This window comes from bacterium (assembly GCA_016702305.1).
Classification (GTDB): Bacteria; Electryoneota; RPQS01; order RPQS01; family RPQS01; genus JABWCQ01.
Genome location: JADJEH010000016.1, coordinates 1 through 22,561, shown reverse-complemented (window position 1 = coordinate 22,561; position 22,561 = coordinate 1). Strand labels below are relative to the sequence as shown.

The window sequence follows — 22,561 nt, the reverse complement described above, 5'->3', positions numbered from 1 at the left end:
TAGGTCGGTTTAGGAAGGAGAGCAACAGATCGCGACGATAGTTAGAATTGACAAACTGATAGTATTTTCGTGAAGGTGTCAACGTGAAATTTACGCCAAGTTCGCGGTTTTTAGTATAGTGGTTGTAATAGTAGTCGCCCAGCCCGGCGATATCTAATCACTCCGTTACAGCAATATCGCGATGCTATGGCTAATGTGGGCCATTCCATTATCTTAGCAATATAGTGGTCTATCATCTACAATTCAACCGATTTGTGTGTTTTTAGGAATGTTTGTGCACTATCGTAGCTCTTTGCAAATAAACATCTTGAAACACAAAAGCCCCCTCAAGCAGCAGGAGGGCCGGACAAAAACAGGTTACGGCTTTCGGGAATTGGGGGATTGTGATAATAACAGCTCGCATATTGTTCTGCGGAGCAGTGACACTGCAACAAATAGCTAGTTTACTGACACAGAAATTTCAACAGGCCCAGCAACGCACAACATTTATCAGAGCGTGGAGGGCGACGTCATTGTAATCGTCAACACATTTGGGACAATTGGTCCAGTAGTATTAGTGGATGGTTTGTGATGTAAGTACAGTCGCGCGGCGCGACTGCTTAGCAACAAAGTGACCAGGTTTGGGGTTGCCGTTCCCTTCGCTGAGATATTATCATGTATCATCGAAGAAGGAGGGCTGACCATGCCCAGGCGGAAGAAAAGCAGGCTGCGGCGGCAGACCGAAAAAGCGCAGCGCAGTTGATCAAGACGGTGCGGCGGCGGCGCGCACGAAGTACAGCGCGGAAGACAAGATCCGCATCGTGCTGGAAGGACTGCGGGGGCGATCATCCGGTAGCGGCGTTATGCCGTCAGGAAGGCGTGAGCGCCAACGTGTACTACAACTGGCTGAAGGTTCATGGAAGCGGGCAAGGCGCGCTTGAAGGGCAGAAAGCGGTGCGCGGCGCGACCAAAGGGAAGTGGGTTCTATCGTCGTCAGAACGAAGAGCTGCGTCAGACGGTAGCCGATCTGATGCTGGAGGGTGCGCACGCTCAAAAAAGTCTCTTCTGAAGCGCAAGGCGAAGCGTTATGCCCGGCACACGTCCGAGCAGAAGCGGGATCTGCTGCGGCTGGTGGATAGTACACCGCTGTCGATCCGCCGTTGGCGAAGCGTTTGAAGCGCTTCCCAGGCACGTACTACCGCTGGCAGAACCAGGAAAGCTCGCGGACCGGTCTTCAGCGCCGCGGCGGTCTGGAACCGGCTCTTGGAAGAAGAAGGGCACGATCATCGCCAACGCATTGCTCGATGCTGATCTGTCGCCGCGCCAACTGGCGTTCAGGATTACCGATGACGGCGGGTTCAGTGTCAGCGGGCACGGTCTACCGCATTCTGAAGCGCAACGGGTTAGCGCGCGAGTTGCCGCAGATCATCCCGGCGGCCAAGAGTATCACCGCAAGACGACGCGCGTGAACGAACGGTAGCAGACCGATCTGGCGGAGCTGATGTTGCCCGACTGGGGCACGCATCCGTTGGGCAGTGTGTGGATGACTTCAGCGGGTTCTCGATCGTGTTCCGCCGCTTGCGCAACTCGAAAGGCGACACGGTGCAGGGCTGATCGCGCAAGCAGTTGCCGAGACCGGCATGGAAGAAGTCCCGCGTCACGAGCGGGTGCGGCTCCTCAGCGACAACGGCGCCTGCTACAAGTGGGGCACGTTCAGCACCTACTTGAAGAGTCTGGGGATCCGGCACATCTTCTCGATGCGCAATCACCCTCAAACGAACGGCAAGGTCGAAGGCGTTTTAAACCGCACGGCGAAGGAAAAGCTGCAGCTGATCGTGCATGCCTCACCCGGGCGTTCGACCGCGCGCTGGAGGGCGTTCCGGCACTGGTACAACTTCGAACACTACCACAAAGGCATCGGCAATCTGCACCCCCGTCGACGTCTACTTCGGCCGCGCCGAAACCATCCGAAAACAGCGGCAACGGCTCAAAGAACAAACCAAAAAAGGCCCGTAAACAGGCCAATCTAAATCCTAACCAAAAAAACCACAGAGAAACGTAACTTACAGACAAATCCCTCCATTAACTTAACTGAAAATGTGTCCCATTTCTTCTGACGACCAACAGATACCGGTTGTTAAAATCTGAACTTACGAATGAACATATGAACAAATCGGTTAAATCAAAAAGCCCTGCAAAACAATGTTTTAGCAGGGCTTTAGCTTGTGCACCCACAGGGACTCGAACCCCGAACCAATTGATTAAGAGTGAATTGGAGGGGTTTGTTTTACTTATAGTTACGGACGCATAGGGACAGATTCGGGACAAGGGGGGTCAAGGCTGGAAGCAAGATCTGGCGCCCGCTTCGACTCCCCTCTGAGGCGCGACCCAAATCTTTAATTGATGTCCTCCGGAAACAAGAACATCTCGGTGGAAGCGCACGCTGGGATTTCGCAATGCTAACCAAAGCTCCGACTCGGCGTCACAAGTCTATGGCTGACCCTGTGATCCTTAGGACTGAGTTCCTGCCAAAGCTCTTGGGAAGAATATTATTCTCCTTGTGAATGTGCCAATGCAAGTCGCGTTCAAGCTCTTCTGGGCCAGCAAACAAGCCGCGATAGGTGTTGCACGCGCCTTCCGGTGGCGTGTAATTGTTGGTCAAGCCACGAAGCTTTTCGAGTTCGGCTCCAACGGTGGCGTGCTCCGCCTCCATGACGCTGACCGGGCCAAAGAGCTGTGCAGCCGCAGCGGGGGGCATGGAACCTTGTTCAAGGCGCTTGATGGCCGGGAAGAGGATGTTCTCTTCCTTGTACATGTGCGAATCCAGCTCGTGAAAAATTCCCGCAAAGGTTTGCAGAATATCCAGCAGTTCCGGATGATTCTCGCCATGGACATTATGGACCTTTTCGGCCATTTCACCAAGGTGTGGCAACGTGTTGCGTAGGTACTCATGGTGCTGATTCAAGATATTGTCAACCAGCACGGACATCGTGACCTTTGTCCAGTCAGGCTCGGAATCAACATCCGTGCGGCTGTCTTGTTGGCGATTTCCGCGAGCACGACTTGCGGATCAAGATTCTTCGCGGTGCATGCTTGACCGAGGGGCTTAGCACCGCCGCAGCAATAGTCAATCTGAAAACGCTGGAAGATATGTGCGCGGCCTGGCTTTTCAACGACCAAATGGCCTACGGGAGTTTCGAGTGTAATGCTCATGGTGTTACTCAGTAGTGTGGAATGATTTGTGAAGTTAACACTTAATCTCTGCGTTCTTGCGGGCATAAAACCACCAATTCACGACCAGACAACTCACATAGTAGAGTGCGAACCCGTAAAGTGCGTACTCTGGGTGACCGGCTTGAATTTGCGTCCCGAACACTTTGGGGATGATGAATGCGCCATAAGCTGCAATCGCCGACGTCCAACCAAGCACGGGCCCTGCAAGCTTTGAATCAAAAATGATGGGAATCATTCTGAATGTCGAACCGTTGCCGATGCCGGTTGTAATGAACAAAAGCAGAAAGAGTAGCAGGAACGGAACGAAGAATACTTCCGGTGCCGGTGAATTGCTGGCAGCCTTGATATTGTACGCTACACCTAACGCCGCGAAAATCATGACTACGGTGTCCCATTGAGTGACACGCGCGCCGCCAAACTTATCGGATAGCCAACCGCCGACCGGACGAATCAACGAACCAACCAACGGACCAAGCCATGCATAGGCAAAGGGATTCGGCGCGTGAGGATTGGCACTCCCGTCCGGAAGTGATCCGAAGACATCTTGGATGAGCTTTGGGAATGCCGCCGAATATCCGATAAATGAACCAAAGGTCATGACATAAAGCCAGGTCATAACCCAGTTGTGCTTCTCTTTGAAGATTGCAAACTGGTTGCTCAAATTCTGGCGAATCTTTACAGGCGACAAATATCTAATCAGGATTAGCGTCAACACTATGGTGATCGGCAAGACAATCCACATATTGACTTTGAGCGCGACCAACAGATACAGTCCCAATGCTGATCCAGCAAAGCCCAGTAGTGTCAAGTAAAGCATTTTGGCAATAGCGGCCGCGGAAGAACCGACACTGTGTATTGCAAGGTTATTCATAAGCAACCATGCAAGGATCGCTAAGACGGCAAGGATGGGCACCCATACAAATCCGCCGTTTTGAATCCAGACTAGAGTGCCTGCGGGCTGCGCACCAACCGCGGCGGCAGTTTTCCAGGCATTTCCGCCGAAAGCTCCGAACGCACCGAATGTCATCACGAACGGCAACAAGACTTGCATAATGCTGACGCCAAGATTTCCTAAACCGGCATTGAGTCCCAATGCGGTGCCCTGAATTCGCTTCGGGAAAAAGAGGCTGATATTGGACATCGAGGACGCGAAGGCACCTCCGCCGATTCCTGACAATGCAGACAGGATTACAAAAGTGGAGTACGACGTGCCGGGAGCACGCAGCGCCAATCCAAGGCCGAGTGCCGGGAGTATCAGCAAGGCGGTCGTAACCGCGACGACATTGCGGCCGCCGCTCAATGCGACAAAGAAGGAATTGGGAATACGCAATGTTGCACCCGTCAAACCGGCTATCGAAATCAACGTATAGAGCATTGCCTTGTTTTTGGCTGGATCAGGATCGAATTGAAAGCCAAGCTCCTGCATCTTGGTCGTAATAATCGACCAGAACATCCAGACGGCAAATCCACACAGCAAACATGGAATGGATATCCAGAGATTTCGGTAAGCGGTGCGCTTGCCTTCCCGCTCCCAGAACGATTGGTCTTCAACGTTCCAATGAATTAATGTCTGAGCCATTTGCGTTTCCGTTCCAGTTTTGATTAGGCAGGCGTCGTTTCTACGGGGTGATCGTGTCGATCCTCGATGTGGCGCATTAACACAGGCGCATTCTTATGCATCATCTTCTGAACCACAAAGTGCATCCAAATAAGACAAATGAACGAAAGCACACCGAGAAAGATCCATAGCGTCGTCCAGATACCCGTCCATTTGAGCATATAGCCAAACAGGATTGGACATACAAATCCACCCAATCCACCGACGACGCCGACAATTCCTCCGACGACGCCGATCTGCTCTGGATAGTAGTCGGGAATATGGCGATACACGGCTGCTTTGCCGATTCCCATCATGATTCCGACTACAAAGACTAAGAAAGTGAATATCCAAATGTTTGCCTGAAAAAACAGATGCGTAATACCGCGGGCCAGTAGCTGCTTCTTGACGATCTTGTCACCGACTGAAACAACCGGACTGTGCCAGAATTCACCTGAGGGAAAGACGAGAAATGTATTGTCTTGATTTTTGCGCCACGCCGCTGGCTCGGGGCGAATTTTGTATTCGCGTTGATCAATGCGAACAAGCGTATCGGATACAAACGTGACGGTACCTGCTCTGGCCGCCGTCACGCCAGAACCGGGAGATTCAATGTCCATGCGTGGAACACAAAGTAATGCGCAGCCGAACAAACAACTGCCCAACACCCAATACATGATGCGACGCGCGCCAAACTTGTCCGACATCCAGCCGCCCAAGGCGCGAATCAAACCGGAGGGAAGGCTGAAGATTGAGGCCATGAGACCTGCTGATGCAACACTCATGGTATAAACGTTCACGTAGTATGGAACAAGCCACTGTGCTAAGGCAACGAATGCTCCGAAGACCAGGAAGTAGTAGAGTCCAAACCGCCAAACGCGCACGTATTTCAACGGTTCGAGACGCTGCTTTAGCGTCAATCCCGCCGAGTGCGCTATCTTCTTCTCGTATGTCAGAAAGTAGAATATGATTGCCATAACTACAAGCGCGGCCGCATAAATCTTGGGCAGTGTGCGCCAGCCGTCAACATTTGCTCCGTTGTCCGTCAACCATTTAAGTAAGACCGGCGCGCCCATACTGGTTAAGGCAGCACCTGCATTACCGACTCCGAAGATGCCAAGCGCAGTTCCTTGTCGCTCTTTGGGAAACCAAACCGAAGTATACGCAATACCAACTGCGAACGCAGCCCCTGTAAGACCAAATCCTAAGCTTGCAAAGACAAACTGATAGTACTCGTTAGCCGCACCTGTCATGAACATCGGGATTGCGGAGATGAGCATCAGAATTGTGTAAACTCTTCTTCCACCGTATTTATCCGTCAGAACACCGACGGGGAGCCGCATTAGCGATCCCGTCAACACTGGGATACCGATCAACCAACCCATCTGCGCTTTATCCCAAAGGAAGATGTCGTTGTCCACAAGATAGGTGATCAGTACACCATTCATCATCCACCCGGCGAAGCAGATGGTGAAGGCCAGTGTGTTCAGGATGAGAACCTGGATTGCTCGTCTGCGATCTTGCACGATTATCCCTCGATTTGCTTATGGATAGCGTTCAACGGACGATTTCGTGGACGCGCTGGCGGCGAAGCCGTGTAACAGGTGGCTGAATCCATAGAATCCTGCGATGGTAGCCAGCACGATTAAAATAACATGGAGCCTGAATGCTTTCAGGTTATGCAGGAACAGCCTCATTGGCTCGCCATGAACATTGTTCAGGGGATGAGTTCCTTCCAAGTACTCTTGAGCATCTGTAATTCCATCGCCATCGAGATCACTTTGATATCCATAGACCTCGGCCAACTGCTCAGGATGTGCACGCAGTTCGAGAAACTTAGTTTTTCCGATGACGGTAATGATATTGTTCCCGAACGCATTCAGAATGGGGCTCTGGATGGGCACACCGGGAGCGAATGCACCGCGTGCAGCATTCAGCTTGTTCAACTCGTCGGGCGTCAAGCTTCCGATTTGGCCGCGCGATGCTCCTTCGGGGCCGTCGCCATTGGCGTGACACATCGCGCAGTTAATGGGCCGTCCAGAGTGAATTTGCGAGAATTTCTGGAATTCGGGGTAGGCGTAGCAATTGCCGACGATTACGAGAGTGAACAGCAATTGGAGTGTCTTGGTCATGCTTTTCACCCCTTGATTGCGTGATAAATGTTTTCGCCAAACAATGTCATGACGATCATATACGCGGCAATCGCTGAAGCAATCCAGCGCATTGTCTTGTGACTCGTGCCCTTAAAGATCCACGGCGCCGCAAACAAACCAAGCGTCGCGAGAGTCATGACCACGATGATGATCCAAAACGGCAGCAGCTCCATCGGATAGTAGACAAAGTAGAAGTACCACTCTGGTTTGATACCGTCAGGCGTCGAACCCAAGGCGTTGTAGGGTTCCAGCAATGGATAGGGAAATAATGAATCAAAGGGCAGACACAGGGCGAGGATGAATAGTACAAGGAACGCGATTCCCCATTCCTTGAAGTCTTTAAGAATAAATATCGGGAAGAACTTGTCTTTGCGACGCGGCTTGTCCTCGATACCGGGACTCATGCCGTGTAACTGAACCGAAAGGACATGCAGTCCGATCACGCCGAATACCAGTAAAGGCAGGATAACGACATGCAGTGCAAAGAATCTGCTTAGAGTCGCTTGTCCGATGGCTGGCGCTCCTTGAATGGTCACGCGCACATCTTCGGCAAGATGCGACAAAGCCGCAGGCAGGTACTGTCCCATTTGGTCGATTGAAGCCAAGCCGACTTTCGTGGCATTGACGGCAATTTGATTCCACGGTAGGAGATAACCTGTGAATCCAAATCCAAAAGTGATCAGGAGCAACAGCACGCCCGCGATCCACGTGATCTCGCGCGGCTTGGCGAATGCTTTCATGGCCAGTGCGCTGAGCATATGCGCTATGACGCAAAAGATCATGAAGGAAGCGGACCATGCGTGTAGGTTCCGAATCAACGCGCCCATTGTCACGAAATGCGTGATGTACTCTACGGACTCATGCGCTTCGCTGACCGTCGGTTCATAATAAAATAGAAGCATCATCCCCGTGAAGACTTGGATGATGAAAAAGAACAGTGCCAGACCGCCGACGTAGTATCCCCATGACATGCGATGAACCGGAACCTCTTTTTCCGTGATCATGTGACGGACGTCGAGCTTGTGCAACGGCATTCGCGACGCGATGAAGTCAAACATGGTGTTGACGAATGGCTGTTTCATCAAGCCTCCGCCGATAGCGATCTGACAATGTAGAGTGAATAGCCGTCCGCCAAGGCCGGGTCAAGTCTTCCGGTGCGTGAACCACGCGGGCTTTCGGTCGCGACTTCAGTTCCTTGCTCGTCGCGCAGCACCCAGGCAATGCGATCAAGCGGCGCCTTTGCGGGGGCGCCTTCGTTGGGCATCCCGGTCTTGATGTCAAAGTAAGAAACGTGACACGGGCAGAGAATGCGGCCGCTTGCATCAACTTGGTTTCCGACCGTGCAGCCTAAGTGCGTGCACTTGGCAGACAGCAGCATGGGCCATCCATCTTCAGCGCGAAACGCGAGCCCGGGGCGCATCGAGTAATCAATGAAGTACTTCCCAATGGTATTGTTCAACTCTGCGAGTTTCGCTACATAGATATGATCGCTGCGCAAGCGTTCGAGTTCAAGCTCCTTCTCTTCGGCGGTTAGTTGCAGCCGACGCAAGCGCGTTTCCAGTAAATTTGCTTCTTCATCGTGATGCAGACCGGGCATTTGGAAGAAGCGGCCCAGTTTGTCTAATACACCAACGGAGAGCAGAAGCCCGGAAGCGCTTAATCCAAATGCAGCCTTCAAGAAATGACGGCGTGACTCCTGTGTAACTCGGGCGGCGACCGCCTGATTGTTGCGACGCGGGTTGTTCCAAACGACTTTTTGCGGTGAGCGAAAGAGGTACTGGAGTGGAACTGACACCATGTGAATCAGGCGCGTGAACGGCAGCATGAGCAAGATGAGCCATGCGCCGACCACGTGCGCTTGAATCGCAATCGGCATGTCTCTGATAATTGTCGCGTCTGGACTGAAAGTGATCAAACTCCAGACGTAGGGAGTCAATGTTCCGGTTGACCAACTCGCGCCCCAGCGGTAGCCGCCAGCCACCATTAGTCCCAATCCAACTTGTGCCAACAATAGTGTCGCGACGATGAAATCGCCGATGTTTGTAGATTTCTGCAACCGCGCGGTCGTTAGGCGACGGTAGAAGAGCACAATCAATCCAAGTAAGCACAATACGGCTGCCGCGATTCCGATTGTTTCGGCCGTCGCAAGCAAGAGTGGCACAGCCATCAATCGTTGCCACACGCCTGGCAACAGAAACGCGACAAAATGGCCGAGGAAGATAATCAAGATGCCAATATGCCATGGCGCAGATCCCCACAGGAGTTTCTTACCCTCAAGAAACTGCGAGGACAACGATGAGATTCCGTATTGGTCATTGCGAAAGCGCCAGACTGTGCCTACAATGCAGATCAAGATCGCAGCGTAAGGCAGACCGACAAATGCGAACAACTCAAGCATATGTTGCCTCCTTCCCTGTTTCAGTGGCTACAATTGAGATTGTCGCCTTGATCAAGTAAGAAAATGGGTTTGATTTTGAGTCCAAGAATTCAGCGATTTTCGCCATTCCCGGCAATAAAATAAATTGTGCAACTTCCTCACGCGCGTTGTTCTCAGCGAACGGAAGAAATCGAACGACAGTGCTCATATGATCCGCTGATTCGCCAGTCACCGGAAAACTCGCAACGCGATACATGTCCAATAGCCCAACCATAAGATGGGAGCGCTTGAAACTCTCGACACCGAACAGGTGCACGCTCAGCGCAGGCGAGCACATCGGGTTAAGATCAAATGTGCGAGTGTAGAGTTCTTGCAACTCGAACGGAGACAACTCGGCAATCGCATCGCGAAACGCTCGTAAGCACTTTATTGATTTATTGCTCACTCTGGAATCGATAACATTGTTCAGCACAGACAAGTAGTCCGTTTGCGGATGGCACAGGAGAATTGCCAGTTCCCGGCATGACATTTCAAATGAACTCGTTGCCATTACACATTCCTTTCTGCGCCGGAGGTCTTGCCGAATCCGCAACTTCCCTTGCAATCCTGCACGTCACACATACTTCCTATCGCTTCTTCGCGCTGAAGCGGCGGAAGTACGTAGCGCTTATGCACTGTGGGCACTGCCGTCAAAAGGTAGATTTCTTCCGCCTCCTCCGGCGTTGTTCCGGCTTCGCGCATGATCCGATTGACGCGATCATCCTGCACGTCGCCGACTTCCTGCGCCCGCTTATAGTAGCGAACAGCCATGAGTTTTTTGAGCGAAGCGGTTACAACCGCCTCATTGCCCGCGCTGAACAATCTTGCCATGTACTTGATTGAAAGGCGCGATTTGTCAAGCGAGGTGAAGAATGACTCTTCTGCATGATCATAAGGCTGGTCGCCGTCTTTCCCCATCACGGGTAATAGCGGCGGCACATAAAAGAGCATCGGCATCGTGCGGTACTCAATGTGCAGCGGTAGGGCAAGTTTCCATTGCACGACGTACTTGTACACAGGTGATTTGCGCGCGGACTCGATCATTTCGTCACTGATGCCATTGGCGCGTGCCGAAGCAATCACATTCTCATCGTTAGGATCACAGATGACGTCGCGTTGCGCTTCTACGAGCAACGGATCCGCCGTTTTCATTGCGGATTCGATTCGGTCAGCATCATAAAGCAACACTCCGAGGTAGCGAATTCGGCCCACGCACGAATGGAAGCAGGCAGGTGCTTGACCCGTTTCGAGGCGCGGATAACAAAGAATGCACTTCTCTGATTTGCCGGTGACCCAATTGTAGTAGATCTTCTTGTAAGGACATGCGGAAATGCAGGCGCGCCATCCGCGGCACACGTCCTGATTGATCAAAACAATCCCGTCTTCACCGCGTTTGTAAAGCGCACCTGAAGGACACGACGCCACACAGCTCGGATTAGCGCAATGATTGCAAATGCGCGGCAAATACATGAAAGCCACGCGTTGAATCTCAAAGAGCTGCTGCCGCTCTTCAGGCGTAAGCAGATCGTAGTTGACGTCATTCGCAGCATAGAGTGGCGAACCGGAGAGATCGTCATCCCAATTGGGGCCGCCCTCAATCCTCATCTCTTCGCCGGTGATCTGCGAGATCGGCTTGGCAGTCGGCTGATCGTCGCCTTCAGGTGCATCAAAGAGATTTTCGTACTCGTACGTCCACGGCTCGTAGTAGTCTTCCAATCCGGGTTGATTCGGATTATAGAACAGCTTCAGCAGTCCACCTAATTTCGACTGTGACTTGAGTTGAAGATCCTTGCTGCCGTTGAGCTTCCAGCCGCCCTTGTAGCGATCCTGATCTTCCCAGCGATGTGGAAAGCCCGTACCGGGTTTTGTTTCAACATTATTCCACCACATGTACTCCGCACCGGGTCGGTCTGTCCACACATTTTTGCAGGCCACGCTGCATGTGTGACAACCGATGCATTTGTCGAGGTGAAACACCATGGAAACTTGTGCTCTAATATCCATTGTTCACCTTTACCAGATTACTTTTTCGAGTTTCTTGACGGCAACAAATGTATCCCGATTCACGCCTGGAGGTCCCCAGTAGTTGAACGCGTATGTAAACTGACCATAACCACCAATCATAAAGAGCGGTTTGAGGCGCGCTCTGGTCAAGCTATTGTGACCGCCCGCACGACGGTTGCCGCGCTCGGGTGATTTCGGGATCCCCAACGTGCGTTCGGGCGAGTGATAGATGAAACACATACCGCGTGGAATGCGTGCGCTGACGTTGACGCAGGTGCACACGACTCCGTTATCATTGAAAATTTCGACCCAATCGTTGTCTTCTACTCCCAATAGCAGAGCATCTTTATCATTTATCCAAATCGGGTCGTGACCACGACTCAATGTGCGCATTCTCAAGGTGTCGCCATAAGTCGAGTGAATCGACCACTTGCCGTGTGGCGTCAGGTAATTCAATACGAGTGTTCCGCCCCCTGGTTTTGACTGTGCCAAGTCGCCGAGGATCTCTCGCGACGCGCGTGGCTTGTAGGTCGGCAGATTCTCGCCATAAGCGATGTAAGCCTCGTGATCAAGGTAGTAATGCTGCCTGCCGCTTAGCGTACGCCATGGTACAAGTCCTTCCACATTTTGACAATACGCTGAATATGTACGCTTGTCACTCGTTACCCCTGACCAAAACGGCGTCGTGAGAATTCGCCTCGGTTGAGCAGCGACATCATCGAATGTTATGCGAACAGAGCGAGTCTTCTCGGCGGCATGCGAATGGTCAATGCCGGTATTAATCGCTTCCGATTTGTACGATCGGAACGCCAATTCACCGTTGGTCTCAGGGGCAAAATTCAGAATCGCTTCGCAAACAAGCAAGTCTTCGCGCAAGGATGGGAAGACTCCCCCCCCCCACTTTTCAGTAGGATTGTTCTCCATGTATGCATCATACATATCGGCAACTTCAAACTGAATGCCATGCATGCCGAGGCCCTTGCGGAAATTGGGACCAAGGCTGATGAATTTGTTGAAGACATTCTTATAGTCCCGCGTAACCACTTTGATGATGGGCATCGTCTTGCCGGGGATCGCTTCACACTCACCTCTGGACCAATCCTTGATAGAGGGTTGAGCGATTTCAGCGGGCGTATCGTGGGCGAGCGGCGCGGTTACGACATCTTCAATTGGATCGGGCAGATAGCGCTCGGCAAGTTTCGAAGTCGCTTTCGCGATCTCGCGAAATATATCCCAGTCACTTTTAGATTCCCAGCACGGTGGAACAGCAGCTTGCAACGGATGAATGAAGCTGTGCATGTCTGTTGAATTCAGATCGTTCTTCTCGTAATACGTCGCGGCCGGCAAGATAATATCAGAATAGAGTGCGGAAGAATCCATACGATAGTTCAAGTCCACAACGAGATCCATCTTGCCCAGTTCGACTTTGTCGTGCCACACAACGTCGTCGACATGCTCCTTCGCCTGCTCTTTTGCGATGAGGTTTGTGTGCGTTCCCAGATAATGCTTCAGAAAATACTCATGGCCTTTAGCGGATGATAGCAAGGCGTTTCCTCGCCAGATGTAAAAAAGGCGCGGGAAACATTTGGGAGAATCCGGGTCTTCAACTGCAAACTTAAGCTTCTTCGCCTTCAATCTGTCCACGACATTCTTGACAATTGAGGCTTCGTCCGTTGCGCCGTTGCTGCGTGCTTCCTTTGCAACTTCAAGCGAGGATTGATCAAATTGCGGGTATGAGGGCAACCAGCCAGCCCGCACGGCTTGCACCTGTCTATCAATGGTATGTCCATGCGCCATGCTATGAGAGCGATCGGCGACCGGACAGATGTCATCGAATTTTGAATCGTATCGCCATTGATCGGAATTGACATAATGAAATGACGGGGTGTTTTGCAGTCGCGGCGGCGCTGACCAGTCGGTTCCAAATGCGATGGGCGCCCACGAAGTTTGCGGAACGAGTTTTTCCTGGCCGACATAATGATTGAGTCCGCCGCCGTTCTTGCCGACACAGCCACAAAGCATAAGGCTGGAAATGATCGAGCGGTAGATCAGATTGTTGTGGTACCAGTGGTTGACGCCTGCTCCAATGATGACGCTGCATTTACCGCCGCTCTTTTCAGCAGTCGTCGCCCATTCACGGGCGAAGCGTATCACAACATCACCGGACACTCCGGTAAATTTCTCCTGCCACGCAGGACTGTACGAATGCTCCGGTTCGTCATAGGGTGCAGGCTTTGATGCGTCGCGATTTACGCCGTATCTAGCGACAAGCAACTCGAACGCAGTTGTGGCATAGACGTCGCCATTCGGAGTCTTGATTTTGCGAACAGGAACCAACGATTGGACCCAGCTGTCACCGTGCTCAGCGGAAAACTCCGGCAACGAAACAGTGACCAGTTCATCGGTCTTTGGATCGAGCATAAGCAGTGGATCAAACGCTTTGCCTGTTCGCTCGTCTTCAAGTTTAAGATTCCATTGACCCTTCTTCGTTTGCCAGCGGTGGCCAACAGTTCCTTGCGGAAGTCTAAGTTCGCCGGTTGCGGAGTCGAGCATGAAGAATTTCCACTCTGCATTGTCAACGCTCTTTGTGTCGACAACTTGCGAGGCGCGTACGTATTGACCGGGCTTGAAGGTTCCATCAGCTTGCTTGTGCAATTCAACCAGAATTGGCCCATCGGTAAATTGCTTCTGATAGTCTACAAAAAATGGAACCATACGTTCGACGTAGTATTCGCGTAGAATTGTGTGTCCGACGGCCATCCAGAAAGCCGAATCCTGCCCTTGATGAATCGGCACCCACTCATCGGACACCTTTGACACCATCGAGAAGTCCGGAGAAAAGACAACGACTTTTGCGCCGCGATGCCGTGCTTCCACCAAGAAATGCGCATCAGGCGTGCGCGTCATCAGGACGTTCGAACCTACAACCGCAATGAAGTTCGACTTGAACCAATCTGCACTTTCAGCGACATCGGTTTGTTCGCCCCAAACTTCAGGCGAGGCCGGCGGCAAATCGCAATACCAATCGTAGAACGAAAGGGAAACGCCGCCCATCAGTTGCATGAAGCGCGCGCCTGCGGCATAACTCACCATGGACATCGCAGGAATCGGCGAGAACCCCGCGATACGATCGGGGCCGTGCTTCATTACGGTGTGAATGTTTGCGGCGGAAAGAATTTCGAGAGCTTCATCCCAACTGAATCTGCGCAGGCCGCCCTTGCCGCGCGCAGTGTGGTAGCGCGATCGTGATTCTGGATTCGAGACGATTGAATTCCAAGCCGCGACAGGATCATCGGGAAACTGGAGTTTCGCTTCGCGCCACAAATCAATCAGCGCTCCGCGCACATAGGGATACTTGACGCGGATCGGACTGTAGATATACCACGAGTAGGAGATTCCGCGTTGACAGCCGCGCGGTTCATACGGCGGAATATCCTTGTCAATAATCGGATAATCGAGCGCCTGCATTTCCCATGTGACAATGCCATTCTTGACGTAGATATTCCAGCTGCATCCACCTGTGCAATTCACGCCGTGCGTGCTGCGAATAATCTTGTCATAAGACCAACGATTGCGGTAAAAGTCTTCCCACTCTCGCTGTTTGGGATCAAAAAGATCTGTAATCCAACTCATGCTGTACCTCGATGGCGCGAAAGGCTGTTGCGTGGGCGTTTGCGATATAGTCCAACCACAATTAGGAGGCTGATCACTCCGAGTGACGCGCCCAAGATTGGCGCCTTGTCTTCCATGCTCGCGGTCGGCATCAAGTTGGGGTTGGACAAATATTCGGCCAAGTGAACAGCTTCCTGGGCGGTAATCGGTTGATTCTTGTATGTGCCTGACATGACCAGAAATTGTGTTTGCTGAATCGCGGAAGTCATAGCAACTTTCCCCATTCGAGTATGCAGTCCGGTCAGGTCAGGGCCCAGCGAACCACCCATAGCGCCCGCGCGATGACATGTAGCACACGCGATACCGCCATTGGCCAATTGCGTTGCGCCTTCGAACAGTCTCTGACCTTCACTAAGTGATGCTGGCGCAAGGGTTGCCGCAACTGCCTTGCTTGCCAGTTCTTGCGCGATTTGAATTCGCTCTTGTGTGCGCGTATCCTGCAGAAGATTCACAAATTGGTTGATCTCGTCTTGAGACATTGGCCCGACACGCGGTTCCATCAGCTTTATCTTTGCGGCAAGTTCGGGTTTTGGCCAAGCGCGTGTGGGCAAAAGGTCGGGGCCGGTGAGCTTGCCGCCACCAACTGTATGGCAGCCTGCGCATTTTTGCGCGTAGCTTTGTGCCGCAACATCAACATGAGATGTCGTGTCCGATGCCTGAAGCGAGTCAGGCGATTGCGCACGTCCCAACGGCGACAATAGTGTGATTGCAGCAAACAGAGCGAGCACGATTCGTGTCATAAAGCCACCTCGTCCGTACTCATGTAATTCTCAGCTTTGCCAAGTTCTGCGGAATGTACAATAACAGGATCTCCAACTTTGATGACGCCGCCCTTTTTCACAATTGCAAAAATTCCTTCGCGGGGCATCACGCAGTCACCCGCACGATAGAAGATCGCGCACTTCTGATGACACTCTTTCCCGATTTGAGTGATTTCCAATTCAGTATCGCCAATAGCTACGCGCGTCCCGATAGCAAGGTTAGGAATGTCTATGAATTCGGTTGTGAGATTCTCTGCGAAGGCTCCGGGTCGAACCGGCACACCTTTGTCGCGCATCTTCTGGACACTCTCCATGGCCAGAATACTGATTTGACGATGCCAGTCTCCCGCGTGCACGTCATTCTCCATCCCCCAGTTCTCTATCAGCCGCACTTCTTGCTGATTAGATTTTGGAATGCCGCGGCGCGTGCTGGTCGAGATTGCGACGATTTTGCCGCTTATCGTTTGCTCAGCAGTGTCTATGATGCACTCTGACATCAGTTATCCTCCAATTTCTATCATGCTGAGATCGTTCAACGCCGTGAGTTCCGTTGGGTCAGGGTGACCTTCTGGTTTTGCGAGAACGGCTCGAGTAATCACACTCTTGATATGGTCTTCGGAAGCTCCTGCCCGTAGCAGTTCGCGAAGTTGTGCTTGAGCCGGATAGAATAAACATGCTTTCAAAGCGCCGTCAGCGGTTAAGCGCAAACGCGAGCATGTAGAACAGAAACTTCGAGACATGGACGCGATGAAGCTGATCTTGCCTCGAAAGCCGGGAATCATGAAGTCTTCCGCCACACGGTTGGCAATGAATGTGTCGGGCATCGCATGCAAAGCGTAGGTTTGTTCGATTCGTTCGCGCATCGCGGCATAAGACACAACGCCAGTCGGATCCCACTGATTCCCTTTGAACGGCATATACTCGATGAAGCGAACATTGACGGGTTTGCGCTTGGCCAGCTCAACGAAGTCCAGCATCTCATGCTCGTTCACGCCGGCCATGACCACCATGTTGATCTTGACCAGCTCGAATCCGGTCTGAATCGCAGCCTCGATAGATTCGAGCACTTGTTTCAGTGCGTCTCTGCGCGCGATCTTCTTGAATGTCTCCCGATTCAGACTGTCCAGACTGATATTCACTCCACTCAGCCCCTGCTTGCTTGAGCGACAGAGCGCTGCGGGCAAATAGAACTCCGTTTGTTGTCAACGAAACGGAATTGATACCGTCAATTGTCGCCAGTCGCACGACCAGGTCCGCAAGATCGTGACGGGTAGTGGGCTCTCCCCCGGTCAGCCGGATCTTCTTGACTCCCAGCCCGGCCATGACGCGCGCGACCTGGACAATCTCATCACTACTCAGCAGCTGTTCGTTCGTTTTCCATTGCAATCCAGCAGCGGGCATGCAATAGGTACAACGCAAGTTGCAGCGGTCGGTCACGGAGATTCTGAGATAATCATGAACACGACCGAAACGATCCACAAGTATATTTTGGGAATCGCCCAGATTATTTTGTGGAATGTTGCGTTCCATCATGCTGTTTGCTCTTGTCTTATAGCTTCAGCAGCTTTGCTAAGTGTGCGTTGCGCTAACGATCCAATAGTGGTAGCTTCCACAAAGTGCTGAAGTGTCGTTCGCGTGCCGTCCCAAACATCCCCAAGCGGGCAGAGTGTGCATTCACCGCAGTTTCCAAAGGCAAGCGGGCACTCAGTAACCCATTTTCGGAATCAAAGAGTGTCAGCACATGCATCAAAGAGATAGAATCGGGGTCTTGCACGAGGACGTATCCGCCGTTGGGGCCACGGACGGACGAAATGAGTCCCTGTGTTTTTAAAACTCCGAGTACTTTGCTGAGATAGGGGCGCGGGATGCCTTCCCTACTGGCCACATCCGTAGCCAGCCAACGGCTGTCCTTTGGCTGGCATGCCAACCAAGTCAACGCCCGAACCGCATAAGCGGCTGAATGGGAAAACAACATAAAAGAGTATTATATCTTTTTATCTAAATATATGGTATATTGGGCCGTCTGTCAAGTCAAAGCGAAACGAGCACACTTCTAAAATAATAAAATATATCTTATTAGATAAATTTTGTCCTATTCACCATGAAAAATTTCAAGATGATTCATTCCTCATAAGTCGTTGACATCGAGCGATCTGGGGCAGCTGGAGCCATGTTATCCGCCCCAAACTGCTGCTTCACTCTATCCCTCACAGTTTAGAAAGTGGCGACAGTGCCGATGATTCGCTATAATTGTCCGTTATGAATGATGGCAACAGCACAACAAAGATCGCAATTGCCATCCTGGCAGGTGGCAGAAGCTCGCGAATGGGAGTTTCTAAGGCAGGTGTCAGATTGGTTTCTGGCAAATCTCTTTTTGACCATGTATACGATTGTGCATGCGAACTCAATCTGCCGTGTATCGCGGTTGGTCATGTTGATGGCGTCAAATTAACGCGTATACAGGTTTGCAAATTCTTCCTGACGAAATCACTGATCGCGGGCCGGTTGGCGCTGCTTGGGTTGTTCGGAAGCAATCTCGCACGTCACTATCTTATATTGGCCTGTGATCAACCATTGCTAACACCCGAGTTACTGGGCCGCCTGCTTGTTGAGGTTGACGAACGATCCACGGTGTTTAGCGATTTGAAACAAACATACAACTCGCCCCTGCCCGGTCGTTACCCCTGCGAGCTTGCTGCCGATCGTCGAGAAATTGCTACTCCAACCCCGCGCGTCGTTGCAGGAGCTGCTAACTCTGTCGAATGCGCGAACGATCTGCCTTGATCAAACCGATTGGGACATGCTGCGCGGCGCAAACACTCCAGAGGATGTTGTGGCCATCAACGCTATCCTGTGCTCCACCCGCTGATAACATAAGACAATAGGAAAAATAGTGATTGACGTATCTGAGAAGAACCGCACAATGCGGTCTGCCGTTGCGGAATCGGTCTTGACCGTTTCTCCCTCGGTCATAGAACGCATTCAAGCGGGAACCGTACCTAAGGGCGATCCACTCGAAGTCGCGCGCGTGGCAGGGGTGATGGCCGCCAAACGAACATCGGATATCATTCCATTCTGCCATCCTGTTCCGATAGAATACATCAAGATTGAGAACAACATCGCTGCTGATCGGATCACATTGACGGCAACGGTCAAGGGTATCTATCGCACCGGCATGGAAATGGAAGCAATGACCGCTGCTGCGGTGGCCGCGTTAACCGTGTACGACATGCTCAAGATGCTCGATGACGACATGGAGATTTAAGTGTGCGCTTGCTGAAAAAGCAGGGGGCAACTCAGATTTCAGAGACGCGTTCACGGAGTCGTTGAAGGCCGCTGTCTTGGTAATGTCCGACTCGATTTCGGCTGGCAAAAGAACAGACGGCTCCGGGCTGTTGATTTGTGACCGCTTGACAAACCTGGGACTTGTGGTTCAGAATTACAAGATTATCCCCGACGACAAGGAATTGATCATCGCAACGCTGAAAAATATTGCGATGTAGACCAAGTTGATTTGGTTATGACGACGGGCGGAACCGGTTTCAGTCCGCGCGACACTACGCCTGAAGCAATGCGTGAAATCATCGAGCGCGAAGTCCCGGGCATACCTGAAGCCATTCGGACTTACGGTCAGGAACGCACACCCTATGCGATGCTCTCGCGCGCTGTGGCCGGTTTGCGGAAACACTTTAATTGTCAACTTGCCCGGCTCAAAGCGCGGAGTGCAGGAATCCTTGACGCACTTCTACCAGGAATGCTGCACGCGTTTCAAATGATCTGGGGTGGTGGACATGAACGGCCAAAGAAAGCAATGTAAGCAATCGTGATCAGCTTTAACGAAGCGCAATCCATCATTCTTAAGCACGTCAAGCTTTTAGCGCGTGAAACAAAGCAGCTTGCCGAATCACGCGATTGCTATCTTGCAGAAGACATTAGTGCGCCGTTTCCTGTTCCGCGCTTTGACCACAGCGCTGTAGATGGGTATGCAATCAGAGCAGCCGATGTTGCAAGCGCAAATGTCGACAACCCTGGTGAGGTTGAACGTTATTGGGACTGTCAAGACTGGCGATGTCGCAGGCAACTCCGTGACATCCGGTTGCGCCATCAGAATATTCACCGAGCCATGCTCCCGCCGTGCGCAGATACAGTTGTCATGGTTGGAAGACACTGTGTTCAAGAACGACTCAATTCAAGTTTCCGCTCCGCTTAAGACGAACAAGAATATTCGGCGAACCGGCGAGGAGTTTGCTAAAGACTCAATTTGCTTACCCAAATCAACGAAGCTTACACCTGCTGCAATCGGGCTGACAGCGACACTTGGCTATCAGTCAGGTTCAAGTTTACAGAAAGCTTCGCGTGGCGCTTGTCATCACAGGTAGCGAACTTGTTGCGCCGGGGGCTCCGCTCGGCGATGCACAGATCTGGGACTCCAACCGCTTTGCTTTGACAGCTGCGCTTTCCGATCTCGGTATCGAGCACATCCTGACTTATGCCTCGAAAGACGATCGGCAGACGCTTCAAAACTGTATTCTGCAAGCGCTGCATGAAGCGGATGTTGTCAGTACCTCCGGCGGTGCGTCAGTCGGAGATGGTAGACTACGTAAAGCCTGCACTGCAAGCAATAGGCGCAACTATCCAGTTTGACAAAGTCGCAATTAAGCTGGCAAACCAACAGTCTTCGCGACATTGAAGACAAACTCATAATGGGACTTCCGGGTAATCCTGTTTCAGCTTTGGTTACCTATCTGCTTTTTTGTTAAACCCGCACTTCAAAAATGATGGGCTGTACTGTTGAGTCAAACATTGGTCATTTCGCCACGCTGGAAGGCAACCCCACCAAACGGACACCGCGCACGGAGTTTGTGGCGTGCGGGAAATCTTCACCAAAGAAGAAGTATCGCCTGTTACACCATGTATCGGCCAGGAATCGCACATGCTCGGTGGGCTTGTCACTGCTGATTCACTGATCATTTTTGACGGCGAACCGCGCACAGCGACCAATCGTAGTCAGGTTCAAGTGCTTCCTATTATTTGGTCGTGAGCACCGTGATTGAACCGCATTCACTCGCTTCTGTTTCCGCTGCTGCTCCTGATATTTTTTGTGGCTGCCATCTACTCTTCGGGTTGGGCACGGCGCATCGGGCTATTGGGCTGTGCTTGCAATGTTCCTTGCCAGTCGCTCAGTTGTCCGGCACGGCCTTGGTGTTAAACGTCATGGTCTCGTTACTCGCGTTTTGGTCATTCTATCGCGGTGGACATAAGCTTCCGCCATTTGTTTGGGTCCCGGTGGCGTCGTTGGTGCCGTTCTCCTTTATCGGTGGAGCTTTGACCGTCACAGACAGCATCTACAAGTTTCTGCTTGCTGCGGCTTTGATCCTTTCAGCCGCTCGATTGGCAATCGGAGAAACGCGCGTCAACTGTCGAAAGTACCAGGACACCGCAGTCGCTTGCACTGCGGGAGTCGGCCCGTCAATTGGTTTTCTATCCGGTATTGTCGGTGGGGGTGGTGGAATATTTCGAGCCCAATCGCCATCTTTTGCGCTGGACGACTGTGAAATCGGCCGCAACTCTGTCGGCGTTGTTCATCCTCGTGAATTCACTTTCTGGAATCGTGGGTCGTGCAATGACTCACAAATTAACTGTGACACCGGCGCTCGGCCTAATCATCTCCGTATTTGCCGGCGGACTCATCGGTTCATATTTCGGCTCAAAGCACTTTGATGGGATATTTCTGCGGCGTGTCTTGTCGCTGGTTCTGCTAATCGCTGCGTCTAGCTGATCTGGACAAGTTTAGAGCGACAAGGTTTCGATGATCTTCTCAAAACAAACAAGCTACGCCATACGCGCATTGGTCTATCTTGCTCAGAATAGCGCAAACGGCCCCGTGCTTGTAGCTACAATCGCGAAGGCAGAATACTTGACTGCGCCATTCCTATCCAAACTTATGGGAGAATTATCTGCCAACGGAATCGTCTCTGGAGCGCGCGGGCCAGGTGGGGATTTACCTTCGCAAAAGAGCCAAATATATTTCATTGTATGACATCTTTCTTTTGTACGACGGCCTCACGCTTTCTAAGGCGTGACATCGTCTTTGTTGGTGGTATTTGTAGTGATGAAAACCGCTTGTCGCATCCATCAATATTGGAAACAACGAAAAATTCGATTGAGCAGTTTCTGAAATCAACATCAATTGCAGATCTGTCGGTGATGCGCGAGATACAAAGGGAAAGCATGCTTGGGCGTTTCGCTTATGGGGTCGATCAGGCATGGCATTTCATCCAGAGTTCAGTTCATCTGGCGTCAGCCAATAGATTGGCAATCAGGAGTCGCGCTTCTAGAAACAGTAGATTACAAAGCGACAGGAGACAGAATTTGAGACAGTATACCACATCTTGTAGTGAACAGCCTTGACATGCAGCTTGGTTTGGGTGCTTAGCTCAAGGCGTGAATCGGCGCAACATGAACGCGTGTTCTGCTTATGGCAGGCTTCTTGTTTCCGGTAGTGGTCATCCAAAAATGTGGCGCTGTTCCATTTGATCTAGCCCCGAAACCTGCAAATTCCACTTGAAAGTTAGAGAATGCAGGTATATTTAGGTGAAGGAGGCCATGGCACGAGCTAAGTACAGGCTGGAGCAGATCATACCGATGCTTCGGGAGGCGGAAGTTGAGATTGGGAAGGGTATGACGGTTCGGGAAGTTTGCCGGAAGCCGGGGTTCAGAGAACACGTACTATCACTGGCGTCGG

At 51.8% G+C, this 22,561-nt stretch carries 21 protein-coding genes and 2 pseudogenes; 8 read left to right on the top strand and 15 right to left on the bottom strand.

What is annotated here, in order from left to right; genetic code table 11:
* The first annotated feature begins 1,066 nt into the window (after positions 1-1,066).
* Positions 1,067-1,459 carry a hypothetical protein gene (locus IPH10_11200; protein MBK6911473.1) on the top strand — a complete coding sequence of 131 codons (393 nt, stop codon included), beginning with the start codon at positions 1,067-1,069 and terminating at the stop codon, positions 1,457-1,459.
* A 130-nt stretch (positions 1,460-1,589) separates the two neighbouring features.
* Positions 1,590-2,009: pseudogene (locus IPH10_11195) on the top strand (DDE-type integrase/transposase/recombinase).
* Between the two features lie 452 nt (positions 2,010-2,461).
* Here the strand turns inward: IPH10_11195 and IPH10_11190 are convergent.
* The 15 genes from IPH10_11190 to IPH10_11120 form a co-directional block, all read right to left on the bottom strand.
* Positions 2,462-2,944, bottom strand: a complete 483-nt coding sequence (locus tag IPH10_11190; protein ID MBK6911472.1) for a hemerythrin domain-containing protein — start codon at positions 2,942-2,944, stop codon at positions 2,462-2,464.
* Positions 2,941-3,192 carry a DUF542 domain-containing protein gene (locus IPH10_11185; protein MBK6911471.1) on the bottom strand — a complete coding sequence of 84 codons (252 nt, stop codon included), beginning with the start codon at positions 3,190-3,192 and terminating at the stop codon, positions 2,941-2,943. Before IPH10_11185 ends, IPH10_11190 begins: the two co-directional genes overlap by 4 nt.
* Positions 3,193-3,226: 34 nt before the next feature.
* On the bottom strand, positions 3,227-4,792 hold the full coding sequence (locus IPH10_11180) for a hypothetical protein (GenBank protein ID MBK6911470.1): 1,566 nt from the start codon (positions 4,790-4,792) through the stop codon (positions 3,227-3,229).
* A 23-nt stretch (positions 4,793-4,815) separates the two neighbouring features.
* Positions 4,816-6,261 (bottom strand): MFS transporter, encoded by a 1,446-nt coding sequence (locus IPH10_11175; protein MBK6911469.1) that lies wholly within the window; start codon positions 6,259-6,261, stop codon positions 4,816-4,818.
* Between the two features lie 93 nt (positions 6,262-6,354).
* Positions 6,355-6,942, bottom strand: a complete 588-nt coding sequence (locus IPH10_11170; protein MBK6911468.1) for a hypothetical protein — start codon at positions 6,940-6,942, stop codon at positions 6,355-6,357.
* 5 nt (positions 6,943-6,947) lie between these two features.
* Entirely contained in the window at positions 6,948-8,045 is a 1,098-nt protein-coding gene (locus IPH10_11165) for a cytochrome bc complex cytochrome b subunit (GenBank protein ID MBK6911467.1), read from the bottom strand.
* The gene (gene narI / locus IPH10_11160) at positions 8,045-9,361 is read right to left on the bottom strand and encodes a respiratory nitrate reductase subunit gamma (GenBank protein ID MBK6911466.1); all 1,317 of its coding nucleotides are present in this window, start codon (positions 9,359-9,361) and stop codon (positions 8,045-8,047) included. The genes IPH10_11165 and narI overlap by 1 nt, the downstream gene beginning before the upstream one ends.
* Positions 9,354-9,890, bottom strand: coding sequence for a molecular chaperone TorD family protein (locus IPH10_11155; protein ID MBK6911465.1), 537 nt, complete (start codon positions 9,888-9,890; stop codon positions 9,354-9,356). The genes narI and IPH10_11155 overlap by 8 nt, the downstream gene beginning before the upstream one ends.
* Complete coding sequence (narH, locus tag IPH10_11150; protein MBK6911464.1) at positions 9,890-11,383, bottom strand: nitrate reductase subunit beta; 1,494 nt, start codon at positions 11,381-11,383, stop codon at positions 9,890-9,892. The genes IPH10_11155 and narH overlap by 1 nt, the downstream gene beginning before the upstream one ends.
* A 9-nt stretch (positions 11,384-11,392) precedes the next feature.
* Entirely contained in the window at positions 11,393-15,016 is a 3,624-nt protein-coding gene (locus IPH10_11145; GenBank protein ID MBK6911463.1) for a nitrate reductase subunit alpha, read from the bottom strand.
* The gene (locus tag IPH10_11140) at positions 15,013-15,795 is read right to left on the bottom strand and encodes a c-type cytochrome (protein ID MBK6911462.1); all 783 of its coding nucleotides are present in this window, start codon (positions 15,793-15,795) and stop codon (positions 15,013-15,015) included. Before IPH10_11140 ends, IPH10_11145 begins: the two co-directional genes overlap by 4 nt.
* Positions 15,792-16,313, bottom strand: a complete 522-nt coding sequence (locus IPH10_11135) for an MOSC domain-containing protein (protein ID MBK6911461.1) — start codon at positions 16,311-16,313, stop codon at positions 15,792-15,794. The genes IPH10_11140 and IPH10_11135 overlap by 4 nt, the downstream gene beginning before the upstream one ends.
* A 3-nt stretch (positions 16,314-16,316) precedes the next feature.
* On the bottom strand, positions 16,317-16,883 hold the full coding sequence (locus IPH10_11130) for a hypothetical protein (protein MBK6911460.1): 567 nt from the start codon (positions 16,881-16,883) through the stop codon (positions 16,317-16,319).
* Complete coding sequence (locus IPH10_11125; protein ID MBK6911459.1) at positions 16,795-17,346, bottom strand: radical SAM protein; 552 nt, start codon at positions 17,344-17,346, stop codon at positions 16,795-16,797. Before IPH10_11125 ends, IPH10_11130 begins: the two co-directional genes overlap by 89 nt.
* A 55-nt stretch (positions 17,347-17,401) precedes the next feature.
* A complete protein-coding gene (locus tag IPH10_11120; protein MBK6911458.1) occupies positions 17,402-17,791 on the bottom strand; it encodes an Rrf2 family transcriptional regulator in 390 nt (129 codons plus the stop codon).
* 284 nt (positions 17,792-18,075) lie between these two features.
* Here IPH10_11120 and IPH10_11115 point away from each other — a divergent pair, with 284 nt between their 5' ends.
* The 6 genes and pseudogenes from IPH10_11115 (at position 18,076) to IPH10_11090 (ending at position 21,856) form a co-directional block, all read left to right on the top strand.
* The gene (locus tag IPH10_11115) at positions 18,076-18,600 is read left to right on the top strand and encodes a nucleotidyltransferase family protein (protein ID MBK6911457.1); all 525 of its coding nucleotides are present in this window, start codon (positions 18,076-18,078) and stop codon (positions 18,598-18,600) included.
* Between the two features lie 109 nt (positions 18,601-18,709).
* A pseudogene (locus IPH10_11110) lies at positions 18,710-19,633 on the top strand (bifunctional molybdenum cofactor biosynthesis protein MoaC/MoaB).
* A gap of 160 nt (positions 19,634-19,793) precedes the next feature.
* The gene (locus IPH10_11105; GenBank protein ID MBK6911456.1) at positions 19,794-20,195 is read left to right on the top strand and encodes a hypothetical protein; all 402 of its coding nucleotides are present in this window, start codon (positions 19,794-19,796) and stop codon (positions 20,193-20,195) included.
* Complete coding sequence (locus tag IPH10_11100) at positions 20,173-20,460, top strand: hypothetical protein (protein MBK6911455.1); 288 nt, start codon at positions 20,173-20,175, stop codon at positions 20,458-20,460. The genes IPH10_11105 and IPH10_11100 overlap by 23 nt, the downstream gene beginning before the upstream one ends.
* Positions 20,461-20,862: 402 nt before the next feature.
* A complete protein-coding gene (locus IPH10_11095) occupies positions 20,863-21,537 on the top strand; it encodes a TSUP family transporter (protein ID MBK6911454.1) in 675 nt (224 codons plus the stop codon).
* 88 nt (positions 21,538-21,625) lie between these two features.
* Positions 21,626-21,856, top strand: coding sequence for an Rrf2 family transcriptional regulator (locus IPH10_11090; protein ID MBK6911453.1), 231 nt, complete (start codon positions 21,626-21,628; stop codon positions 21,854-21,856).
* The last annotated feature ends 705 nt before the right edge of the window (positions 21,857-22,561 follow it).

What these genes read in the sequence shown, in the direction of transcription:
- IPH10_11180 (MBK6911470.1), bottom strand. Translation starts at nt 4,792, where the DNA reads ATGGCTCAGACATTAATTCATTGGAACGTTGAAGACCAATCGTTCTGG.
- IPH10_11165 (MBK6911467.1), bottom strand. Translation starts at nt 8,045, where the DNA reads ATGAAACAGCCATTCGTCAACACCATGTTTGACTTCATCGCGTCGCGA.
- IPH10_11200 (MBK6911473.1), top strand. Translation starts at nt 1,067, where the DNA reads ATGCCCGGCACACGTCCGAGCAGAAGCGGGATCTGCTGCGGCTGGTGG.
- IPH10_11175 (MBK6911469.1), bottom strand. Translation starts at nt 6,261, where the DNA reads ATGATGAATGGTGTACTGATCACCTATCTTGTGGACAACGACATCTTC.
- IPH10_11185 (MBK6911471.1), bottom strand. Translation starts at nt 3,192, where the DNA reads ATGAGCATTACACTCGAAACTCCCGTAGGCCATTTGGTCGTTGAAAAG.
- narH (MBK6911464.1), bottom strand. Translation starts at nt 11,383, where the DNA reads ATGGATATTAGAGCACAAGTTTCCATGGTGTTTCACCTCGACAAATGC.
- IPH10_11090 (MBK6911453.1), top strand. Translation starts at nt 21,626, where the DNA reads ATGATCTTCTCAAAACAAACAAGCTACGCCATACGCGCATTGGTCTAT.
- IPH10_11125 (MBK6911459.1), bottom strand. Translation starts at nt 17,346, where the DNA reads ATGGAACGCAACATTCCACAAAATAATCTGGGCGATTCCCAAAATATA.
- IPH10_11115 (MBK6911457.1), top strand. Translation starts at nt 18,076, where the DNA reads ATGAATGATGGCAACAGCACAACAAAGATCGCAATTGCCATCCTGGCA.
- IPH10_11155 (MBK6911465.1), bottom strand. Translation starts at nt 9,890, where the DNA reads ATGGCAACGAGTTCATTTGAAATGTCATGCCGGGAACTGGCAATTCTC.
- IPH10_11105 (MBK6911456.1), top strand. Translation starts at nt 19,794, where the DNA reads ATGGGTATGCAATCAGAGCAGCCGATGTTGCAAGCGCAAATGTCGACA.
- narI (MBK6911466.1), bottom strand. Translation starts at nt 9,361, where the DNA reads ATGCTTGAGTTGTTCGCATTTGTCGGTCTGCCTTACGCTGCGATCTTG.
- IPH10_11145 (MBK6911463.1), bottom strand. Translation starts at nt 15,016, where the DNA reads ATGAGTTGGATTACAGATCTTTTTGATCCCAAACAGCGAGAGTGGGAA.
- IPH10_11135 (MBK6911461.1), bottom strand. Translation starts at nt 16,313, where the DNA reads ATGTCAGAGTGCATCATAGACACTGCTGAGCAAACGATAAGCGGCAAA.
- IPH10_11120 (MBK6911458.1), bottom strand. Translation starts at nt 17,791, where the DNA reads ATGTTGTTTTCCCATTCAGCCGCTTATGCGGTTCGGGCGTTGACTTGG.
- IPH10_11170 (MBK6911468.1), bottom strand. Translation starts at nt 6,942, where the DNA reads ATGACCAAGACACTCCAATTGCTGTTCACTCTCGTAATCGTCGGCAAT.
- IPH10_11140 (MBK6911462.1), bottom strand. Translation starts at nt 15,795, where the DNA reads ATGACACGAATCGTGCTCGCTCTGTTTGCTGCAATCACACTATTGTCG.